General features: G+C 56.7%; 17 protein-coding genes. 15 read left to right on the forward strand and 2 right to left on the reverse strand.

Translation table 11 applies throughout. The features are described 5' to 3' along the window. Positions 1-130 precede the first annotated feature (130 nt). The 9 genes from flhA to folD all read left to right on the forward strand — a co-directional run bounded on the left by flhA (position 131) and on the right by folD (position 8,750). Positions 131-2,218, forward strand: a complete 2,088-nt coding sequence (flhA, locus tag FY156_01595) for a flagellar biosynthesis protein FlhA (GenBank protein UXS00273.1) — start codon at positions 131-133, stop codon at positions 2,216-2,218. Next, the gene (gene fliR, locus FY156_01600) at positions 2,215-2,970 is read left to right on the forward strand and encodes a flagellar type III secretion system protein FliR (GenBank protein UXS00274.1); all 756 of its coding nucleotides are present in this window, start codon (positions 2,215-2,217) and stop codon (positions 2,968-2,970) included. Before flhA ends, fliR begins: the two co-directional genes overlap by 4 nt. Positions 2,971-2,986: 16 nt before the next feature. Further along, positions 2,987-3,406: a hypothetical protein gene (locus FY156_01605; GenBank protein ID UXS00275.1), complete on the forward strand. Its 420-nt coding sequence runs from the start codon at positions 2,987-2,989 to the stop codon at positions 3,404-3,406. 116 nt (positions 3,407-3,522) lie between these two features. Then, on the forward strand, positions 3,523-4,080 hold the full coding sequence (locus FY156_01610; GenBank protein ID UXS00276.1) for a rod-binding protein: 558 nt from the start codon (positions 3,523-3,525) through the stop codon (positions 4,078-4,080). 29 nt (positions 4,081-4,109) lie between these two features. Next, positions 4,110-4,478 carry a hypothetical protein gene (locus FY156_01615; GenBank protein UXS00277.1) on the forward strand — a complete coding sequence of 123 codons (369 nt, stop codon included), beginning with the start codon at positions 4,110-4,112 and terminating at the stop codon, positions 4,476-4,478. Then, positions 4,478-5,014, forward strand: a complete 537-nt coding sequence (locus tag FY156_01620; protein ID UXS00278.1) for a flagellar basal body-associated FliL family protein — start codon at positions 4,478-4,480, stop codon at positions 5,012-5,014. Before FY156_01615 ends, FY156_01620 begins: the two co-directional genes overlap by 1 nt. 168 nt (positions 5,015-5,182) lie before the next feature. Next, on the forward strand, positions 5,183-5,854 hold the full coding sequence (locus FY156_01625) for a teichoic acid biosynthesis protein (protein UXS00279.1): 672 nt from the start codon (positions 5,183-5,185) through the stop codon (positions 5,852-5,854). A gap of 112 nt (positions 5,855-5,966) precedes the next feature. Next, positions 5,967-7,763: a hypothetical protein gene (locus tag FY156_01630; GenBank protein ID UXS00280.1), complete on the forward strand. Its 1,797-nt coding sequence runs from the start codon at positions 5,967-5,969 to the stop codon at positions 7,761-7,763. A gap of 87 nt (positions 7,764-7,850) precedes the next feature. Continuing rightward, on the forward strand, positions 7,851-8,750 hold the full coding sequence (folD, locus tag FY156_01635) for a bifunctional methylenetetrahydrofolate dehydrogenase/methenyltetrahydrofolate cyclohydrolase FolD (protein UXS00281.1): 900 nt from the start codon (positions 7,851-7,853) through the stop codon (positions 8,748-8,750). Positions 8,751-8,758: 8 nt separating this feature from the next. Here the strand turns inward: folD and FY156_01640 are convergent, their stop codons facing one another. Continuing rightward, positions 8,759-9,784, reverse strand: coding sequence for a LacI family transcriptional regulator (locus FY156_01640; GenBank protein ID UXS00282.1), 1,026 nt, complete (start codon positions 9,782-9,784; stop codon positions 8,759-8,761). 278 nt (positions 9,785-10,062) lie between these two features. Between FY156_01640 and FY156_01645 the strand changes: the two genes are divergently transcribed. The 6 genes from FY156_01645 to FY156_01670 all read left to right on the forward strand — a co-directional run bounded on the left by FY156_01645 (position 10,063) and on the right by FY156_01670 (position 17,076). Beyond that, positions 10,063-11,424 carry a carbohydrate ABC transporter substrate-binding protein gene (locus FY156_01645; GenBank protein ID UXS00283.1) on the forward strand — a complete coding sequence of 454 codons (1,362 nt, stop codon included), beginning with the start codon at positions 10,063-10,065 and terminating at the stop codon, positions 11,422-11,424. Positions 11,425-11,540: 116 nt separating this feature from the next. Then, positions 11,541-12,554, forward strand: a complete 1,014-nt coding sequence (locus FY156_01650) for a sugar ABC transporter permease (GenBank protein UXS00284.1) — start codon at positions 11,541-11,543, stop codon at positions 12,552-12,554. A gap of 1 nt (position 12,555) precedes the next feature. After that, positions 12,556-13,716, forward strand: coding sequence for a carbohydrate ABC transporter permease (locus FY156_01655; GenBank protein UXS00285.1), 1,161 nt, complete (start codon positions 12,556-12,558; stop codon positions 13,714-13,716). Between the two features lie 35 nt (positions 13,717-13,751). Continuing rightward, a complete protein-coding gene (locus FY156_01660) occupies positions 13,752-15,407 on the forward strand; it encodes an alpha-glucosidase (GenBank protein ID UXS00286.1) in 1,656 nt (551 codons plus the stop codon). 21 nt (positions 15,408-15,428) lie between these two features. After that, entirely contained in the window at positions 15,429-16,517 is a 1,089-nt protein-coding gene (gene ugpC, locus FY156_01665; protein ID UXS00287.1) for a sn-glycerol-3-phosphate ABC transporter ATP-binding protein UgpC, read from the forward strand. Between the two features lie 202 nt (positions 16,518-16,719). Next, positions 16,720-17,076: a hypothetical protein gene (locus tag FY156_01670; GenBank protein ID UXS00288.1), complete on the forward strand. Its 357-nt coding sequence runs from the start codon at positions 16,720-16,722 to the stop codon at positions 17,074-17,076. Between the two features lie 86 nt (positions 17,077-17,162). Here the strand turns inward: FY156_01670 and FY156_01675 are convergent, their stop codons facing one another. Next, positions 17,163-18,527, reverse strand: coding sequence for a bifunctional metallophosphatase/5'-nucleotidase (locus FY156_01675; protein UXS00289.1), 1,365 nt, complete (start codon positions 18,525-18,527; stop codon positions 17,163-17,165). Positions 18,528-18,601 lie beyond the last annotated feature (74 nt).

Consider the following 18,601-nt stretch of genomic DNA (forward strand, 5'->3'; position numbering starts at 1 on the left):
GCAAGCTTCAGCCGCTAGTGATGCTCTGAAGCATTGGCCCGAAAAGCGTGAATCGTTTTCCGGTTCTGTGCTCTGGAAACGTGCGACGGCTGTCCCGTCGCCCTTCTCATGAAGAGACAGGACGAGATTTATGGCGCAACCACCAGTCATATCATTGCCGAAGGTAAGCCCGAGCACCCGGGATATCGGCTTCGCACTGGGTATCATCACGATCCTCTGCGTGCTGTTCCTGCCGATACCTGTGGTCATGGTGGATATCGGACTGGCGTTCTCCATCGCCTTTTCTGTTCTTATCCTGATGGTAGCCCTCTGGATTCAGCGGCCACTGGATTTCTCGTCCTTCCCGACGGTGCTGCTGATTGCGACGATGATACGATTGTCGCTGAACATTGCCACGACACGTGTGATCCTGACCCACGGGCATGAAGGCCACAATGCCGCCGGCGGTGTGATCGCCGGCTTCTCGAGTCTCGTCATGTCCGGTGACTTCGTCATCGGTCTGATCGTCTTCATGATCCTGATTACGGTTAACTTCATCGTTATCACCAAGGGCGCCACCCGTATCGCCGAAGTTGGCGCACGCTTCACCCTCGATGCGATCCCCGGCAAGCAGATGTCGATTGATGCCGACCTGTCCGCCGGCATCATCGATGAAAAGGAAGCGCAACACCGCCGCCGCGAACTTGAACAAGAGAGTTCGTTCTTCGGTTCGATGGACGGTGCGTCGAAATTCGTGCGCGGCGATGCGATCGCGGGCCTTATCATCACCGCGATCAACGTCTTTGGCGGCATCATCATCGGCTACTTCCGCCATGGCATGCCCATCGGCGAAGCGGCTGACGTGTTCGTCAAGCTGTCTGTTGGTGACGGTATCGTCTCGCAGATCCCGGCGCTGATCGTTTCTCTTGCTGCCGGCCTTCTGGTATCGCGCGGCGGCACGTCAGGGTCGACCGACCAGGCCGTTGTCAACCAGCTCTCCGGTTACCCGCGTGCGCTGATGGTCTCGGCTATGCTGATGGGCTTGCTCGCGGTCATTCCGGGCCTTCCCTTCCTGCCGTTCATCACCCTCGGCGGCATCATGGCCTTCGGTAGCTGGTATATTCCGCGCCAGACCGAAGCTGAAAATGCGCTGCTTCGTGAGCAGGAAGAAAAGAAGGTCATGCAAAACTCGGAAGCCGAAAAGGATTCCGTCAAACAAGTCCTCAAGACCTCCGAGATCGAACTGGCACTCGGAAAGCAGGTGTCCACGCGTCTGCTTGGTGCGCATCAGGAACTGGCCTTCCGTGTCGGAAAGATGCGCAAGAAATTCGCGACGCAGTACGGTTTCGTCGTACCCGAGATCAAGGTGTCCGACGACATCATGATTCCCGAAAAGGCTTACCAGATCCGTGTCCACGGCACGACGATCGCATCCAGCAATCTGCGTGTCGGTGATGTCCTCGTGGTAACGGGTGCGGGGCGGAAGCCAAGCATTCCTGGCGACGAGATTCGCGAGCCGGCTTTCGGCATGCCCGCAGTCTCGATCCTCGAAACCTTTACCGAGGATTTGAAGCGCGAAGGTTTCCATCCGATCGACAACGTATCCGTCGTTCTGACGCATTTGAGCGAAGTGATCCGCAACAACCTGCCGCAGCTTCTGTCCTACAAGGACGTGAAGATCCTCATCGACAGGCTGGACCCGGAATACAAGAAGCTTGCGGACGAGATCTGCTCCTCGCACATGTCTTACTCCGGCTTGCAGGCAGTGTTGAAGTTGCTGCTCGCCGAACGTGTTTCGATCCGCAATCTCCACCTCATCCTTGAAGCGGTTGCCGAACTTGCACCTCATGTTCGCAAGACCGAACAGATCGTAGAGCATGTCCGCGTTCGCATGTCGCAGCAGCTTTGCGGCGATCTGGCCGACAATGGCGTGTTGCGTGTCCTGCGTCTCGGCAACAAATGGGACATGGTGTTCCACCAGGCGCTGAAGCGCGATGCCAAAGGCGAAATCGTCGAGTTCGATATCGATCCGCGCCATCTGGAAGAGTTTTCCGAGCAGGCCTCCAAAGTTATCCGTGAATTCATGGACCGCGGACTGCCCTTTGTTCTTGTCACGTCGCCTGAAACGCGGTCCTATGTGCGCATGATTATCGAGCGACTCTTCGCGACCCTGCCGGTTCTTTCGCATGTCGAACTGGCAAAGGGGCTGGAGATCAAGATTCTGGGCGCCATTTCATGATAACCGACCCGCAAGGGACAATTATCGCATTGTTCCTTGCAATTTGCCGTATCGGCGCCTGCTTCATGACCATGCCGGGCTTTTCCAGTTCGCGTATTCCCGGACAGATACGCATACTGGTCTGCGTTGCCGTGACGATGGCGCTGTTGCCGGTCTTGTGGGGAGCCATCTACCCAAATGTGTCAGGCGCAAGCCAGGGTACGATTGTCGGCCTGATCTTCACGGAAATTCTGATTGGTGCCATGTACGGCCTGATTGCGCGTTTTTACACGCTCGGCCTTCAGTTCACCGGTGCCATCATTGGTGCTTCGATCGGCTTCAGCGCGCCGGGCGGTGCTGATGTCATTGAAGATGTGCAGGAAAACCAGATATCGAATTTCATTACATTCGGTAGCCTGCTGGTTCTCTTCATGCTGGATTTCCACCATGTCGTTTTGAGAGCCTTGGTTGATTCCTATACGGCAACTCCGGTCGGGGCTTTGATCAGCAGTCAGAAGATGCTGATCACGTTGACGGATACGCTGCGTGCATCGACCACCATTATGCTGCGGCTCGCCAGCCCCTTCATCATCTACGGTTTGATGTTCAACGTTGCGGTCGGCCTCATCAATAAGCTCGCTCCGCAGATCCCCGTCTACTTCATTTCCACGCCCTTCGTTCTCGCGGGCGGATTGTTCATGCTTTATCTTTCCGTCGCAGCACTCGTCCGCCAGTTCGTGGACGGTTTCGGCCCGGTCTTCATCGGTTTTTGAGCAGAGGAAAGTCTTGATGGCTTCGGATAAACGATCGGACAAGCTCAAGCGGCTCACCGCCGTACAACGCCACATGGAAAAGATGGCCGAAGTCGAGTTGGCGGACACGACGCGTGCCCGCTCCGAAGTGACGCAGGCCATGGATAATGTTCTTGAGGCGATGACGTCTATGGAGCCTGTCCATCAGATGTTTTCCAAGCATTACTCGGACCGTTATGGTCGTCTGGTCGTTAAAGACCGCCAGCTTACCGGCGCTCAGCAGTTGCAGGAAAACAAGGTGCTGCGGGAAAAGACCAAGGCGGACAGACTTGAAGAAAAGATGCTCGGTGCGCGCGATCTTGAAGATCGTGAGGCCGACGACAATGCAATTTATGATCTTCTGGAAATCATCAGCGTTACTTCGACACCAGCCTCCAGCAAGGTTGGCAATTCATAGTCTCTCTCAGTGTTGCACCGGCGCCGTTTTGAAAACGTCGTTTGCGGTGTTTCTGGATTGAGCGAACGGGTTGCAGGTTGTTCCGCAGTCTGTTCGTCAGGACGGGAGATCAGAACGTGGCGATATCGGTAATTAGTGATCTGGTAATGGATGTGGTTCGCGCTGCCGACCCGCAACAGGTTCAGGTTGCCCAGGAAAAACTCAAGGCCAACAAGGCAGCTTTCGCCGCCACCAGCCTGGCCGACGCCGGCAAGGGTTTTGGCGCAGCTGTCGATGTGCTCGATTCGGCCGCCTCCAAGGCCGGTCTTGGCGATACTGACATTCGTGCCAAGCGCACGGAAGTTCCCGAGACCTATCGCAAGTTCGAAGCTTCGGTTCTTCAATCCTTCGTTTCCAGCATGCTGCCGAAGGAGACCGAGGATGTCTACGGCAAGGGTAACGCCGGCGAGATCTGGAAAAGCATGATGGCCGAACAGATTGCGGACGTCATTTCCAAGGAGGGCGGCGTCGGCATTGCCGAGCAGGCTTACAAGGATGCCTTGCGCAAAGTTGAGTCAAAGGGACTGACGGATGTTTCCGCAAACGACAAGGACCACAATGCCGCTATGCGCATGGTGGCCGAGTTTGAGCGGCAGGTTCTTGGCGTTTCCAATGAAACGACTGACAAGGCTTGAAAATGAATAATTACAAAGAGGAGACAAGCATGGATCTTATGTCGAACGACCACCGTATCAAATCCGTTCTCGGCCGTCTTGAAATGATTATCGACAACGAGAACGAGAATATCGGCAAGGACCCGAAGTTCGATTTCAAGGTCTCCAATGCACACAAGAGCCGTTGCCTCTATGAACTGACCATGCTTTTCCGCGATACGCCGCGTGAAGATATTGCTGCCGGACATATGGAGCAGGTTCGCGGCATCAAGGGCAAGCTTGCGACCAATGCCAGCCGCGTTGAGGCACATCTGAACGCAGTCCGTGCAGTCGCCGATCTGCTCAAGAACGCGATCCAGGAAGCCGATACTGATGGCACCTATTCGCAGGAACAATTTCTCTACGGCGCCGCTGTCTGATGTTGAAACTTCTTCTTACCGGCGTTTGGGTTTGCGCGGTCACGCTTGGCGCGGTGTATTTCTCCGTTCAGATGGCGACTGCACCCGCGCCGGTGGATGAAGCGGAAGCGAAAAAGGCCAATCTTCAACTGGTGAAGGGTGAGAGCATCACCATTCCCGTCATCAACGATGGTGGCGTGAATGGATATTTCTTGAGCCGCATTTCGCTCCGGGTAGACAAGCAGAAGATCGCCAAGATCGAACTGCCTGCGACGCAACTCGTCACCGACGAACTCTTCACGTTGCTGGCCGGTTCCTCGATGGTCAATATCGCCAATGTGTCGACCTTCGATCCGGAGGCGTTCAAACAGCACATCCGTGAAGGCCTGAATGGCAAGCTTGGTGAGGAGATCGTCGAAGACGTTCTCATCGAGCAGCTCGACTACCTCTCAAAGGCCGATATCCGCGCTCAGACCGGCAATGGCTCCCCACGTTCGATCAAGATCGTCGAAGGGGAGAAGGTCGAGGCCGAACCTGCTGCTGCGGCGGGCCACTGATGCGCCCTGCAGGCATTGGTTCGGTTAACGTCCGGTAACTTTGCCTCAGAAGTTTAGAGCGATTGCTTTCAGTCTAATTTCAACCCTCTCGTGTATAAACCGCAACAAGAGTTGATCGTCCCAAAATCTGGATGAGCAACATTTTTGCCGGGTTTGGGGAGCGGGGAAATGAAACGCGCTGAAAGTTTTGCATCGTCCGGATCGCAAAATCAGGTTTATGGGCTGCCTGTCTGCGATCTCGACTGGACCGGTGCGCTGGATCTCGTCAACGAGAAAGCCTGCGTGCTCGAAGGTTATACGTTTCTCTCCTTCCTGACACGCGAGAAAGCCAAGCGTTCGCAGGTCGAGCCAAACTACCGCGAAATTCTCGAAAGCTGTCTGCTTCTGCCACAGGGTAAGGCCATGAACGCGGCGTTAAGAAAACAAGGACAATCCATGCCCTCAGGCATGGACGAAATGTCTTTCGTTATGGCGCTGTTGACCTATATGGCGATACCGAAGCGCATTGGTGTCGTCGGTGACAACGCTGCTCAGGTCAGCGAAACACTTGCCCGTTTGCGCAACCATGCTCCCTGGCACGATTTTGTCATGATCCATAAAGCGATGCCCGATACCAAGGTTGACGTGCTTCTGGCGGGCATGCTGAACGAGGACCAGGACGAGTGGCTGCATGCACATGTCAGCCGTGACACGGCGCGTGTTGTCATCGCTGTCGGCCCGTTGTTCAAGATCCTGTCATCGGAAATGTCGGGCATGCCGGAGATTTTTCGAAAGCTGCACATGACGTGGCTTTATAGCCTGTGTGCCGAGCCCTGGCATATTGCCATGGGCAAACACTGAAAAAGACGGATTCAAACGCGTTAACCATTTGTTTGCCACGATCCTTTAACCTCTCGTAAGGATTTGGGAGCTGGCCCTTTCGGGCTGCGATCAGTGTGGCAGGCGGCTTCGAATGGTTGAGCGCGATTCAGATTTGATGGCAGAAAGCCGTATCTCAGGCGACGTGGCAGCACCGCCTGTCGCCGAATGGCGCAAACGCGTTGCACGCCTTGTAACAGTCGGTTGCGTTGCCGCTGCCACTGCAGTCGGCGCCGGGCTCCCTCTCTTTTTGAGCAACGCAGGTTTTCAGGGCTACGTCTCCGAAGCGCGTGTCGAAATTACCCAGACAGGATATGAGGCGCCTGATTCGGGACGTTTCCTGACGATGGCACGCAGGACGCTGCTGTCACCGACGGGGCTGGACCGGATTGCAAGCGATCTGAAGCTGAAGCCAACCGATGTGATCGGGGTTCGCAACCAGGGCGAACTCGGCCTTCTCTATGACCTTCTGACCGGCGCCGATACGCGGCCGGTGTCTCCGCGAGAGGCGCTCAATATTGCCGTTGGTGAAGCAATCAGGCTGGAATTGACGGCCGATGAAAGCACGCTTGTGGTTACGTCGACAGCCGCGACAGCGGATGCGGCGATGCGACTTGCCGATTACGTTTCGATGCGCGTCATGGCCGACGGCAGGGCAGGGACCATGACGCCCGCTATGCGGCAAGCCGAAAGGGCGCGTACTGCATTCGACAAGGCAGAAGCCGCTGTTAGCGGCTTTCAGATGCGCCACGGCGATACGGCGTTGCCCGAAGTCCAGCAACTCGAACAGCAACTTCATGACCTTGAGAGCGTGGGCTTGAGCACACGTCAGCGGCAGCAGGCCGTCGAGGCCGATCTGGCATCCGCCTCTGCCCTGAAGGCAAATGATGTTCTGGCCAACCCTTTGCCGGGAAGCTCCGCGTTTTCGGGATTGGAAGACCTTCGGCAACGTTACGCGGCTGCCGGTATGACCCTGGCCAATATATCGATTGACTATGGCGCGAAGCATCCGCGCCGTATTGCTGCGCAGAACGCTGTTGATGATATCCGTGCGCAGGTCACCCCTGCGCTGCGTCAGCTTGTCGACGGATTGAAGCGCGACAGTGCCCGAATCGCTGCAGAGCGAACAGCGGCTGAAGGCGAACGGAAAAAGCTGCTTGACCGGCTGAATAGCCTCGGAGTTGTTCCGGGAGAATTCTCGAAACTTCAGGCTGAACTGGAAACGGCGAGAAATGCTTATCTGGAAGCGACAGCGAGACAGGATGCTGCCGTTTCAGCCACACCTCTGATTGAAACGAGCCTCGCGAAAAAAGCGGGCCCTGGTGAATTGTCACGCGACATGCTGCAGGCCGGCTTGATGGCAGGCGGCGGCGCGTTGGTCGGCTTGCTCGGCGGCCTTTATTTGCTCAGTTATCGCAGGCATGACGACGAGGATGAGCAAGGCCTGACACTTTATGACGGTCAGTATGCGCCTTCCTCACTCGAAGTGGATATGGTGCCTCTCCAGCCGGAAAACTTCGAACCCATGGCACCGGCGATCTTCGATGATATCGATATCCCGGCCGAGGCTGCGGTCGATGATGACGTCTATGACGATGAGGCGCAGACGGATCGTTACGCGGATTATTATGCCGAAGCCGCAAATGATGGTGACGACATGCCGCTCGACGAGCGCGTCCGTCAGGTCCTGATGGGCAACCGTACGGTTCAAAACACAGAAAATGAAGACGGCCAGCTTCCACCGTTGATGGCCGATGCGCTTTCCGGTCAGTTCGAGCACGAGCAAGCCGAGGCGGAAGAGCTGCTCGCACTACGCCGCGAACTCGCATTGCTGCGGGAGCATCTGGCCGACTATGCCGATCGTCGGGACATCTACCGTAAAACCGGCTGACCCGCCGTTGCCCAAACTGCATTTCCTCTTGCATTCCTGTGAGCCTCGCACCATACGGGGCTACCTAATCCAGCAGGAGCAGAATGCATGGCAGTTGTGATTGACGGTAAAGCGAAGGCGGCATCCGTAACCGAAGCGGTGCGCATTTCCGCGGAAGCTCTTGAAGCGGCCACTGGCGCCAAGCCGGGTCTTGCCGTTGTCATCGTCGGCGACGATCCTGCCAGCCATGCCTATGTGAACTCCAAGAGCAAGATGGCCAAGCAGTGCGGTTTCAACTCCATTCAGCATACGCTGCCGGAAGAAACGACGCAGGCCGATCTCCTTTCGCTCGTGGCCGAACTGAACGCCGATAGCACCGTTCACGGGATTCTGGTGCAATTGCCCTTGCCCAGGCATTTCGATTCGGAAGCCGTGATTCAGTCGATCCTGCCGGAGAAGGATGTGGATGGCCTGAGTGTGCTGAATGCGGGCAAGCTGGCTACAGGCGACCTTGAAACCGGGCTGATTTCCTGCACCCCGGCCGGCGCCATGCTGCTCGCACGCAGCATTCACGGTGACGACCTTTCCGGCCTGAACGCCGTGGTGATCGGTCGCTCCAACCTGTTCGGCAAGCCGATGGGACAACTGCTGTTGAACGCCAATGCCACGGTCACGATGGCGCACTCCCGTACCAAGGATCTCGCAGCCATCTGCAAGACGGCTGATATTCTTGTGGCAGCGGTTGGCCGTCCGGGCATGGTCAAGGGCGATTGGGTCAAGCCCGGTGCAACGGTTATCGATGTCGGTATCAACCGCATCCCAGCGCCTGAAAAAGGTGAGGGGAAATCGAAACTGGTTGGCGATGTTGCCTATGACGAGGCAAGTGCGGTTGCTGCCGCCATCACACCCGTACCGGGCGGTGTTGGTCCGATGACAATCGCCATGCTGATGGCAAACACTGTCATCGCTGCGCATCGCGCCCTGGGAAAGACGGCTCCAAAGTTCTGAGCAAACCGCTAGTCTTTCGGTGCGGGTCCCGTTGAGGCCCGCACAACGAGTTCAGCTTTCCACAATTCCTGATGCGGCTGCGTTTCGTTAAACTTGATGCGGTTGATGAGGCGTTGGCCGATACGCACCCCGGCTGCTCTCAGTGAAGAGCGCGTGGTGGTAAGTGGTACGGAGAAATTGTCGGGCTTCAGCAATGGAAGAACGTCGTCGTGGGCAATCAACGAAACGTCCTTTCCGGGTTTTAGGCCGCGCTGATTGAGCGAACGGACGGCGCCCAAGGCAAGCGCAGTACTCGCGCAGAGAACCGCGGTCGGGCGTTCAGCCTGCGAAAGCAGTGCCTCCATACCCAAAAAACCTTCCTCGTCGGTCATGCTGCCGTAACGGACATGCTCTGTTCGGAGTGGCAGACCATGAGCGGCAAGGGCGCTCTCGACACCGAGAAAGCGTCTGAAAGTGAAATCGTATCCTTCTGGTCCATTCAGAATGCCAATGCGCCGATGACCAAGCTGCAGCAGCAGATTGGTTGCGTCCTTGAAGGCGCCTTCGTTGTCGACATCGAGAAACGGATAGTTTTCGTCCAGGCCCCAGGAGCGACCATGGACGAGGAAGGGGATGGATAGCGACTGCATCATCCCCACACGCGGGTCGTTTTTCTTCATGTAGGCGAGGTAGATGCCGTCGACGCTGCCGCTGGCGGCCAGTCCGCGCAATGCTTCCTGCTCTCGCTCCAGTTCGGTGGGCATGATGACGAGGTGAAAGCCGTTGCGGGCTGCCTCTTCGCCAAGTCCGCTCAAAAATTCTCCGTAGTGGACGTCCGAGCGGTGGTGCGCGCCGATCGGCATGACAAGTCCGATGGACCCGACCTTGCCGGTTGCCAGTCGTTGTGCGGCGGCATTCGGCCGATAACCGGTTTTTTCGGCGGCTTCCATGACGCGGCGGCGCGTTTCCGCGCTCACTTCAGGATATCCGTTGAGTGCCCGGCTGATCGTCGTCTGCGAAATGCCAAGCAATTGCGACAGTTGTTTCAAGTTCATGTCGCTTCTTCCTCCATGCAATTGCTTTGGCAACAAAGGCGAAACGCCCCTCCTCAAAAGTTCCAAAGCGCTTAGATTTTTATCAGCGCTGTGGATTTATCTCAATGGAAAACAATGGACCAATTTTCACGAATTGCCTCTTGCTCGATTTACTGTAACGTTTCCGTGCAAAGAGTCTCTTGACTCGCTCTTGCAGTCGATGAGATGAATAGGCAGCCAAAGCGCTTTGATTAATTTTTGAAAGTGTTCAGCGGTTGATGTGATGGGAGGTAAATCACATGCATAAGACTTTTTTGACGACGGTAGCCGTGATGTCGCTTCTGTCGGGAGCAGCCTTCGCTGCTGATCTGAAGTTTGCACCTGGTCAGGATGCCAAATTCAACTGGAAAAGCTACGAGGATTTCAAAACGGCGAATGCTGACCTGAAGGGGCAGACGCTGACGATCTTCGGTCCGTGGCGCGGTGAAGACGAAGCTCTGTTCCAATCCGTTCTGGCCTATTTTGCCGATGCGACGGGTGTGAACGTGCGTTACTCCTCTTCGGAAAACTACGAGCAGCAGATCGTTATCGACACGCAGGCGGGTTCGCCGCCGAACATCGCCATTCTGCCGCAGCCTGGCCTGCTGGCAGATCTTGCCGCCAAGGGTTTTCTTGTTCCGCTCGGCGATGAGACCGCCAGTTGGGTCAAGGAGAACTATGGCGCCGGACAGTCCTGGGTCGATCTCGGCAGCTACAAGGGCAAGGATGGCAACAAGGCCTACTTCGCGTTTCCCTTCAAGGCTGACGTGAAGTCGCTGGTCTGGTACGTGCCGGAAAACTTTGAAGAAGCGGGCTACGAAGTTCCGCAGACGATGGAAGACCTGCTCAAGCTGACCGACCAGATCGTTGCCGACGGTGGCACGCCCTGGTGCATCGGTCTTGGTTCGGGTGGCGCAACCGGTTGGCCAGCGACCGACTGGGTAGAAGACCTGATGCTTCGCACGCAGCCGCTTGATGTCTACCTGAAATGGACGACCAACGAGGTGAAGTTCACCGATCCTGCGGTTGTTGGAGCGATCAACGAATTCGGCAAGTTCGCCAAGAACGAAAAATATGTCAGCGGCGGTGTGGCTGCCGTTGCCTCCACCGACTTCCGTGACAGCCCGAAAGGCCTCTTCGACATTCCGCCGAAGTGCTACCTGCATCATCAGGCATCCTTCATTCCTTCCTTCTTCCCGGAAGGCACGAAGGTCGGAACGGATGCCGACTTCTTCTACATGCCGACCTATGCATCGAAGCCGGATCTCGGCAAGCCTGTTCTGGGTGCTGGCACGCTGGTCACGGTCACCAAGGAATCTCCGGCGGCCAAGGCTTTTATCGAGTTCTTGAAAACCCCGATCGCGCACGAAGTCTGGATGGCGCAGTCCAGCTTCCTGACGCCTTACAAGGGTGTGAACGTCGATACCTATGCCAACGAGCAGATGAAGCGTCAGGGTGAAATCCTCACCACGGCAACAAGCTTCGGCTTCGACGGTTCGGATCTGATGCCGGGCAAGATCGGTGCTGGTGCATTCTGGACCGGCATGATCGACTTCGTCGGCGGTAAATCCGCTGATCAAGTTGCGGCCGATATCCAGAAGGCCTGGGACGGCCTCAAGTAACGTCAATTGGACTTGGCCCGGCAGAGCAAATTTGCCGGGCCTTTTCCCAACGGAACGGCTCCGGCGATCGCTGACAAAAACAGGGCGACGCGGATAAGGAATCAAGGGAGGGGAAAATGGCTGCCCAACTCGTTTCGGCGATCGGCGTCATGGTTGCCGGCGTTTTTGCCTGTGCTGCCTATTACTGGCTGTCCGATAAACTGCTGCAGGTTATCTTTCCAGTGCGATCGGGTGACGTCATTCATGCGTCCCGCAACCTCAATCGCCGCGCAGCGGTCAGACCATGGCTTTTCATTGGTCCGGCTGTTCTTCTTCTTCTCGTCTATCTCGTCTACCCTGTCGTCGCGACGCTGATCCTGTCGTTCCACGACCGAACGGGCAATGAATTCGTCGGCCTTGCCAACTATCGTTGGGCACTGTCTGACGCCGGGTTCCGTCAGTCGATTTTCAACAACATACTCTGGCTCGCCGTCGTTCCGGCTGCCTGCACCTTCTTCGGACTGGTCATCGCTGTGATGACGGACCGTATCTGGTGGGGCAACATCGCCAAGTCGATCGTCTTCATGCCAATGGCGATCTCCTTCGTCGGTGCCTCCGTCATCTGGAAGTTCATCTACGAGTATCGCGCCGAAGGGCAGGTTCAGATTGGCCTGTTGAATGCCATCGTTGAGTTCTTCGGTGGCAACCCGCAAGTGTGGATCTCCATGCCGTTCTGGAACAATTTCTTCCTGATGGTCATCCTCATCTGGATTCAGACCGGCTTCGCCATGGTCATCCTGTCGGCGGCGTTGCGCGGTATTCCGGAAGAAACCGTCGAAGCGGCTGTTATCGATGGCGCCAACGGCTGGCAGATTTTCTGGAAGATCATGGTCCCGCAGATCTGGGGCACCATTGCAGTTGTCTGGACGACGATCACCATTCTTGTCCTCAAGGTGTTCGATATCGTGCTGACCATGACCAACGGGCAATGGAACACCATGGTTCTGGCCAACCTCATGTTTGACTGGATGTTCCGTGGTGGTGGCGATAGCGGCCGAAGCGCCGTGATCGCGCTGATCATCATGGCGGCCGTAACGCCGATCATGGTCTGGAACATTCGCCAGGCCAACCGCGAGATGGAGGGGCGCTGACATGGATATCGTAAAGCGCATCCGTCGCGTCGGGCTACCGCGCCTCATCGTTCACGCCAGCGTTCTCTTCGTTGTCCTGCTCTGGCTCCTGCCGACACTCGGCATTCTGGTCAGCTCGCTGCGCGACAAGGATCAGATTACTGTCTCGGGCTGGTGGACGGCTTTTTCCAGCTCTGAACAGACGGCTGCTGTTCGCCTGGCCGACGCTTCGGTTCAGAAACAGGATGGCAACAGCTACGTCATTTCCGGCAGTGTTTTCGAAAATGGCGCTGGTGGACAAGTCGCGGCTTTCGGTGTTCGCGTGCAGGAGCCGCGAGCCTTCAAGGCGGGCGAGGCTGCCGATATCGGTGATGGTGAAACCCTGCTCATCAATGCCGATGGCACCTATGAATATAGCAAGGCATCGAGCTTTGAGGGTGCGCGCGGCAAACGCGTCTACATTTCCGTCGCCACACCGCCGGTCTTTACGCTCGACAATTATCGCACCGTTCTGACATCCGAAGGCATCGGTCAGTCCTTTGTCAATTCGCTGACGGTTGCCGTGCCGGCGACCGTGATCCCGATCCTCATTGCTGCATTCGCTGCTTATGCGCTGTCATGGATGAGCTTCTCCGGACGCAATCTGCTGATTGCCATGGTGGTTGGTCTGATCGTTGTGCCGTTGCAGATGTCCCTGATCCCGCTTCTGAGGCTCTACAACGAGATCGGCAACATTTTCGGTGTTCCATCCAAGACTTATGCGGGCATCTGGCTGGCGCACACCGCTTTCGGTTTGCCGCTCGCCATCTATCTGTTGCGCAACTACATTTCCGGTCTGCCAAAAGAGATCATTGAAAGCGCGCGTGTCGACGGCGCCAGCGACTTCGAGATTTTCGTCAAGATCATCCTGCCGCTGTCCTTCCCGGCGCTGGCTTCCTTTGCCATCTTCCAGTTCCTGTGGACATGGAACGACCTGCTCGTCGCCATGGTCTTCCTTGGCACGCAGAAGGATGAGCTGGTTCTGACTGGCGCGCTGAATGCGCTGCTCGGCTCGCGCGGCGGCAACTGGGAAATCCTCACCGCCTCGGCCTTTGTCACGATCATTGTGCCGCTGCTCGTCTTCTTCGCTCTTCAACGTTATCTCGTGCGCGGCCTGCTTGCAGGCTCCGTCAAGGGAGGCTGACAACCATGAACGCCCATACCAAACAGGATTCGACAATGACCGCTTCGGTGACTTCCGCTCTGACACCCAACAAGGATTGGTGGCGCGGCGCTGTTATCTATCAGATCTATCCGCGTTCCTATCAGGACTCGAATGGCGATGGCATCGGCGACCTGAAGGGCATTACCGACCGCCTGGAATACATCGCCAATCTCGGTGCCGATGCAATCTGGATCTCGCCATTCTTCACCTCGCCGATGAAGGACTTCGGCTACGACGTATCGAACTATGTCGATGTTGATCCGATGTTCGGCACGCTTGCCGATTTTGACGGTCTGATTGCAGAGGCGCATCGCCTCGGCGTTCGCGTCATGATCGATCTGGTGATGTCGCACACATCCGACCAGCACCCCTGGTTCGTCGAAAGCCGCTCCAGCCGCAACAATCCAAAATCCGACTGGTATGTCTGGTCCGACGGCAAACCGGACGGCACACCGCCAAACAACTGGCTGTCGATCTTCGGTGGTCCAGGCTGGCAGTGGGACCCGACCCGCATGCAGTATTACATGCACAACTTCCTGACGTCGCAGCCGGATTTGAATCTGCACAATCCGGAGGTCCAGGAAGAGTTATTGAAAACCGTCCGGTTCTGGCTGAAGCGCGGCGTCGATGGTTTCCGCCTCGACACCATCAACTTCTATTTCCACGACAAGCTTCTGCGCGACAATCCGGCATTGGCGCCGGAACGCCGCAATGCCTCGACAGCACCGGCCGTGAACCCCTACAACTTCCAGGAACATATCTACGACAAGAACCAGCCGGAAAACATCGAGTTCCTGAAACGCTTCCGCGCCGTGCTGGAGGAGTTCCAGGATATCGCCGCCGTGGGCGAAGTTGGCGACAGCCAGCGTGGCCTTGAAATTGTCGGTGAATATACCTCCGGCGATGACAAGATGCAGATGTGCTACGCCTTCGAGTTCCTTGCTCCGGACGCGCTGACGCCACAGCGTGTCGCAGACGTTCAGGCCGATTTTGCCAAGGCCGCTCCCGAAGGCTGGGCCTGCTGGGCCTTTTCCAACCACGACGTTGTGCGCCATGTCACCCGTTGGGGCGAGCACGTCGAGGACAAGGATGCCTTCGCCAAGGTGCTGTCTGCACTGCTGCTGACGCAGCGCGGCTCTGTCTGCATTTATGAAGGCGAAGAACTCGGTCTTACCGAAGCGGACATCGCTTTTGAGGATTTGCAGGACCCTTACGGCATACAGTTCTGGCCGGAATTCAAGGGCCGTGACGGTTGCCGCACTCCGATGGTGTGGGATGCCGGTCATGCGCAGGCTGGTTTCTCGACCTCCGAGAAGACCTGGCTGCCAATTCCCGTCGAGCATAAGCAGCGTGCCGTCAGCGCCCAGCAGGGCAATGATGCGTCGGTTCTTGAACACTATCGACGTTTTCTCAGCTTCCGTAAGCAGCACGCGGCATTCGCCAAGGGTGGTATCGAATTCCAGCCTGTCGAGGGCGAGGTGCTGAGCTATAGCCGTAAACTTGGCAATGAGACCGTTCTTTGCCTCTTCAACCTGTCAGCAAGTGCGGCAACCGCCGCTCTTCCTGAGGGGAACTGGGAGGTGCTGGAAGGGCACGGCTTTGCGAGCAGCGCCAATGGCAACAAAGTTGAACTGCCGGCCTGGGGCGCTTTCTTCGCCCGTTACGCCTGAGCAGATAGGGAGGAACGCCGCATGACAAGTCTCGTTCTCAAGGATATTCGCAAATCCTACGGACAGGTGAAGGTTCTGCACGGCATCGATCTGAAGATCGAGCAGGGCGAATTCGTCGTTTTCGTTGGCCCGTCGGGCTGCGGTAAATCCACGCTGTTGCGCATGATCGCCGGTCTTGAGGAGATTACTGGCGGTGAAATGTTCATTGACGGCCAGCTCGTCAATGAAATTCCGCCGTCGCGTCGCGGCATTGCAATGGTGTTCCAGTCCTACGCGCTCTATCCGCACATGACTGTTTACGACAACATGGCCTTCGGTATGAAAATCGCCAAGGAAAGCAGGCAGGAGATCGACCGCCGCGTTCGCGCTGCTGCCGAAATCCTGCAGTTGACGCAATATCTGGAGCGGCTGCCGAAGGCGCTTTCGGGTGGCCAGCGTCAGCGTGTTGCTATCGGTCGCGCCATCTGCCGCAATCCGAAAGTCTTTCTGTTCGATGAGCCATTGTCGAACCTCGATGCTGCGCTTCGTGTTGCCACACGTATCGAGATTGCCAAGCTGTCGGAGCAGATGTCGGATACGACGATGATCTACGTCACCCACGATCAGGTGGAAGCGATGACGCTGGCGGATCGTATCGTCGTCCTCAATGCGGGTCGCGTCGAGCAGGTTGGCGCGCCACTTGAGCTATACGAAAATCCCGCCAATCTTTTCGTTGCGCGTTTCATCGGATCGCCTGCGATGAATATTCTCGCTGCAAAGGTCGCGGCGACAGGTGAGCGGACCACAATCGAATTGGCAGGCGGCAAGTCTCTTGCCATCAACGTTGCAACCGCTGCGTCGGAACAGGGCAAGGCTGCAAGCTTCGGCGTTCGTCCGGAAGATTTGAATGTCGTTACCGGTGACGACTATCTGTTCGAAGGCAAGGTCGCGATTGTCGAAGCACTTGGTGAGGTAACGCTGCTTTATCTCGAGGCGCCGAAGGGTCAGGAGCCGATCATCGTCAAATTGCCGGGCATTGTCGCGGTACAGAAAGGGGAAACGCTACGCTTCGCTGCCCCCCAGGCAAAGCTGCATCTCTTCGACGCTGACGGCAAAACCTACCGGACGTAAGCCGGAGCACTAGGATAAAACGAGGGGCCCGGAACAGCATCTGTTTCGGGCTCTTATTTTAGTGCGGGATATGCCGCGCCGATATGAATTGTTAAAGACTGCACGCTACTCTCTGAGCCATGAATTGCATACGGGGGTATGGAAGTTGCAAAGCGGTGCGAGCAGTTTCAAAAATAGCTATTTGAGCAAGGAAGAATCTTTCATGTATGACCGCGAAGGGCGGTTCCGCATGGAGGACACGATGAACGCGGCGCGCATCGAATACACCGAAAAGGCTGTCATGCACATGGCGGCACGTCGTTGTGATGTGATCCGTATTTCTCAGACGGAAGCAGTGCTCGCGCTGTTGACGCAGTATAATCTGCCGAACCAGTTTTACCTTGATATTCCCGACGCCCGTATCAGCAAGATCGGCTGCATGCTCTTGCGTGTTAACGCCAACAACACGATCCACGTCCGTTTCCTGCGCATGTTGGCGCAGAAGGAACTGGACCGTATTTTCGTATTCAGCACGCATCCAGCACACCGGGACCGCAAGCTCGATATCCGCTCTTTCTGAGCAACCCCGGACTACGAAGTGGCGCGCAACCATCACGGTTGCGCGTTTTGTATTTGAGGAACTGAAATCGGGCGACGTGCCGCCCTTTAAGTCAGGCTCTCAAGCACAATCTGCTTCAGCTTGACATCGGGAAGCTCGGCGAATGTCAGGTCGCTGCGGCCGAAATAGGATTTCTGGTTCATGGCCGACCAGTCGTTGCAGACGAGCTTGTAGCGCTGCTTCGCTTCAGGCTCTTCAGGCATCGCATAGAGATAGTCGCCGGTACGCTTGGAAAGCGCAATGTCGCCATCCTGATTGCAACGCGTGAGAATTTCCGCAAGAACGGTACCATCGACCTCTGTGACCATCAGCTTGCCGTCGAAACGCAGCGAGGCGTTGAAGTCGTAGCGACGAATGTCGCCCTTCGGCAGACCTGCACCGAACGAGGTATGGCCGAGAAAACCGATGTCCGAGCCCGTCTTCGTGGCAATGGCCATGGCGGCATGCCGTCCGGCCTGGTCGACCGTCAATGCCGCTGAAGATGTGCCAACGACCGTTTTTTCCTCGCCAGTCAAATGCTTTTCCAGCGTCTGTGTGATCAGTGCCCTGAGTGCGGGTGAAGCCGGAGCCGTGTCGTCGATGGCAATAGCCTCGATCGTCGGCGCTTTTCCGGGGTAACCGAATGTCGCAACGGTCATGGATGTGCACCAAGAACCGGTGTGGACATAGCGCGTGGCGTTCTCATCATGGACAAAGTTCAAGTGGTCGTGGCCACCGACGAGCAATGTCCCATCCGGCAAGGTTGGCAGGATATCGCGATCGGCAACGACGCCGGCGTGGCTGAGGATGATGTTGAACGCATCCTGCTTCACGATGGCTGGAAGGTTATTTCTTGCCCACGCTGTTGGCTCCGGAATATCCAGCGTGTCTCGTGTGGCCTTAGGGTAGGTGTTAAGCGCATTGGTCGCGACACCTGCTACGATTACCTTCTGTCCGCCGACACTTATATCGGCATGGGCTGGAGCGTAGGGAGCGCCGCTACGTTTATCGACGATGTTGCTGAGAACCGTAATGCCGAGTTCGCTGGCACGGCTGACGAAATGGGCCAGGTCGTTGTCAATGTCGGGCTCGTGGTTGCCGATGTTGATGACAGTCGGAGCAAGTTTTGCGAGCGCGGAGAGAAAGGCCCATTCGATTTCACCGGCCGAGCGCATTGCCACGGCGTTGCCGCTTTCAAACAGGTCGCCATTCAGCAGAATGATGTGCGGCGTCTTGTCTGAGGCAATACGGGTTTCGATCGCGGCAAGAAGCTGACCGATACGCTCATAGGCGGAGTGCAGGTCGGCAATCACGATGGCGCGCAACGCCGTTTCTTGCGCGACTGCGGACGTGACAGCGACCATCATTGGAAAGATGGCTGTCCCCGCCATCAGCTTCAGAACGTCGCGGCGCTTGCTGGAAAAAATCGTCATGTCGTGTCCCATTCCGTCCAGCCGCCTGATCATCTGCGGCCAGTTGAGGAGGGGACTATAGGGCAATCATCACA

It is taken from the genome of Agrobacterium tumefaciens (assembly GCA_025559845.1).
Classification (GTDB): domain Bacteria; phylum Pseudomonadota; class Alphaproteobacteria; order Rhizobiales; family Rhizobiaceae; genus Agrobacterium.

Coding starts and splice junctions, on each gene's coding strand:
- flhA (UXS00273.1), top strand. CDS start 131: ATGGCGCAACCACCAGTCATATCATTGCCGAAGGTAAGCCCGAGCACC.
- fliR (UXS00274.1), top strand. CDS start 2,215: ATGATAACCGACCCGCAAGGGACAATTATCGCATTGTTCCTTGCAATT.
- FY156_01605 (UXS00275.1), top strand. CDS start 2,987: ATGGCTTCGGATAAACGATCGGACAAGCTCAAGCGGCTCACCGCCGTA.
- FY156_01615 (UXS00277.1), top strand. CDS start 4,110: ATGGATCTTATGTCGAACGACCACCGTATCAAATCCGTTCTCGGCCGT.
- FY156_01620 (UXS00278.1), top strand. CDS start 4,478: ATGTTGAAACTTCTTCTTACCGGCGTTTGGGTTTGCGCGGTCACGCTT.
- FY156_01625 (UXS00279.1), top strand. CDS start 5,183: ATGAAACGCGCTGAAAGTTTTGCATCGTCCGGATCGCAAAATCAGGTT.
- FY156_01630 (UXS00280.1), top strand. CDS start 5,967: ATGGTTGAGCGCGATTCAGATTTGATGGCAGAAAGCCGTATCTCAGGC.
- folD (UXS00281.1), top strand. CDS start 7,851: ATGGCAGTTGTGATTGACGGTAAAGCGAAGGCGGCATCCGTAACCGAA.
- FY156_01640 (UXS00282.1), bottom strand. CDS start 9,784: ATGAACTTGAAACAACTGTCGCAATTGCTTGGCATTTCGCAGACGACG.
- FY156_01645 (UXS00283.1), top strand. CDS start 10,063: ATGCATAAGACTTTTTTGACGACGGTAGCCGTGATGTCGCTTCTGTCG.
- FY156_01650 (UXS00284.1), top strand. CDS start 11,541: ATGGCTGCCCAACTCGTTTCGGCGATCGGCGTCATGGTTGCCGGCGTT.
- FY156_01655 (UXS00285.1), top strand. CDS start 12,556: ATGGATATCGTAAAGCGCATCCGTCGCGTCGGGCTACCGCGCCTCATC.
- FY156_01660 (UXS00286.1), top strand. CDS start 13,752: ATGACCGCTTCGGTGACTTCCGCTCTGACACCCAACAAGGATTGGTGG.
- ugpC (UXS00287.1), top strand. CDS start 15,429: ATGACAAGTCTCGTTCTCAAGGATATTCGCAAATCCTACGGACAGGTG.
- FY156_01670 (UXS00288.1), top strand. CDS start 16,720: ATGTATGACCGCGAAGGGCGGTTCCGCATGGAGGACACGATGAACGCG.
- FY156_01675 (UXS00289.1), bottom strand. CDS start 18,527: ATGACGATTTTTTCCAGCAAGCGCCGCGACGTTCTGAAGCTGATGGCG.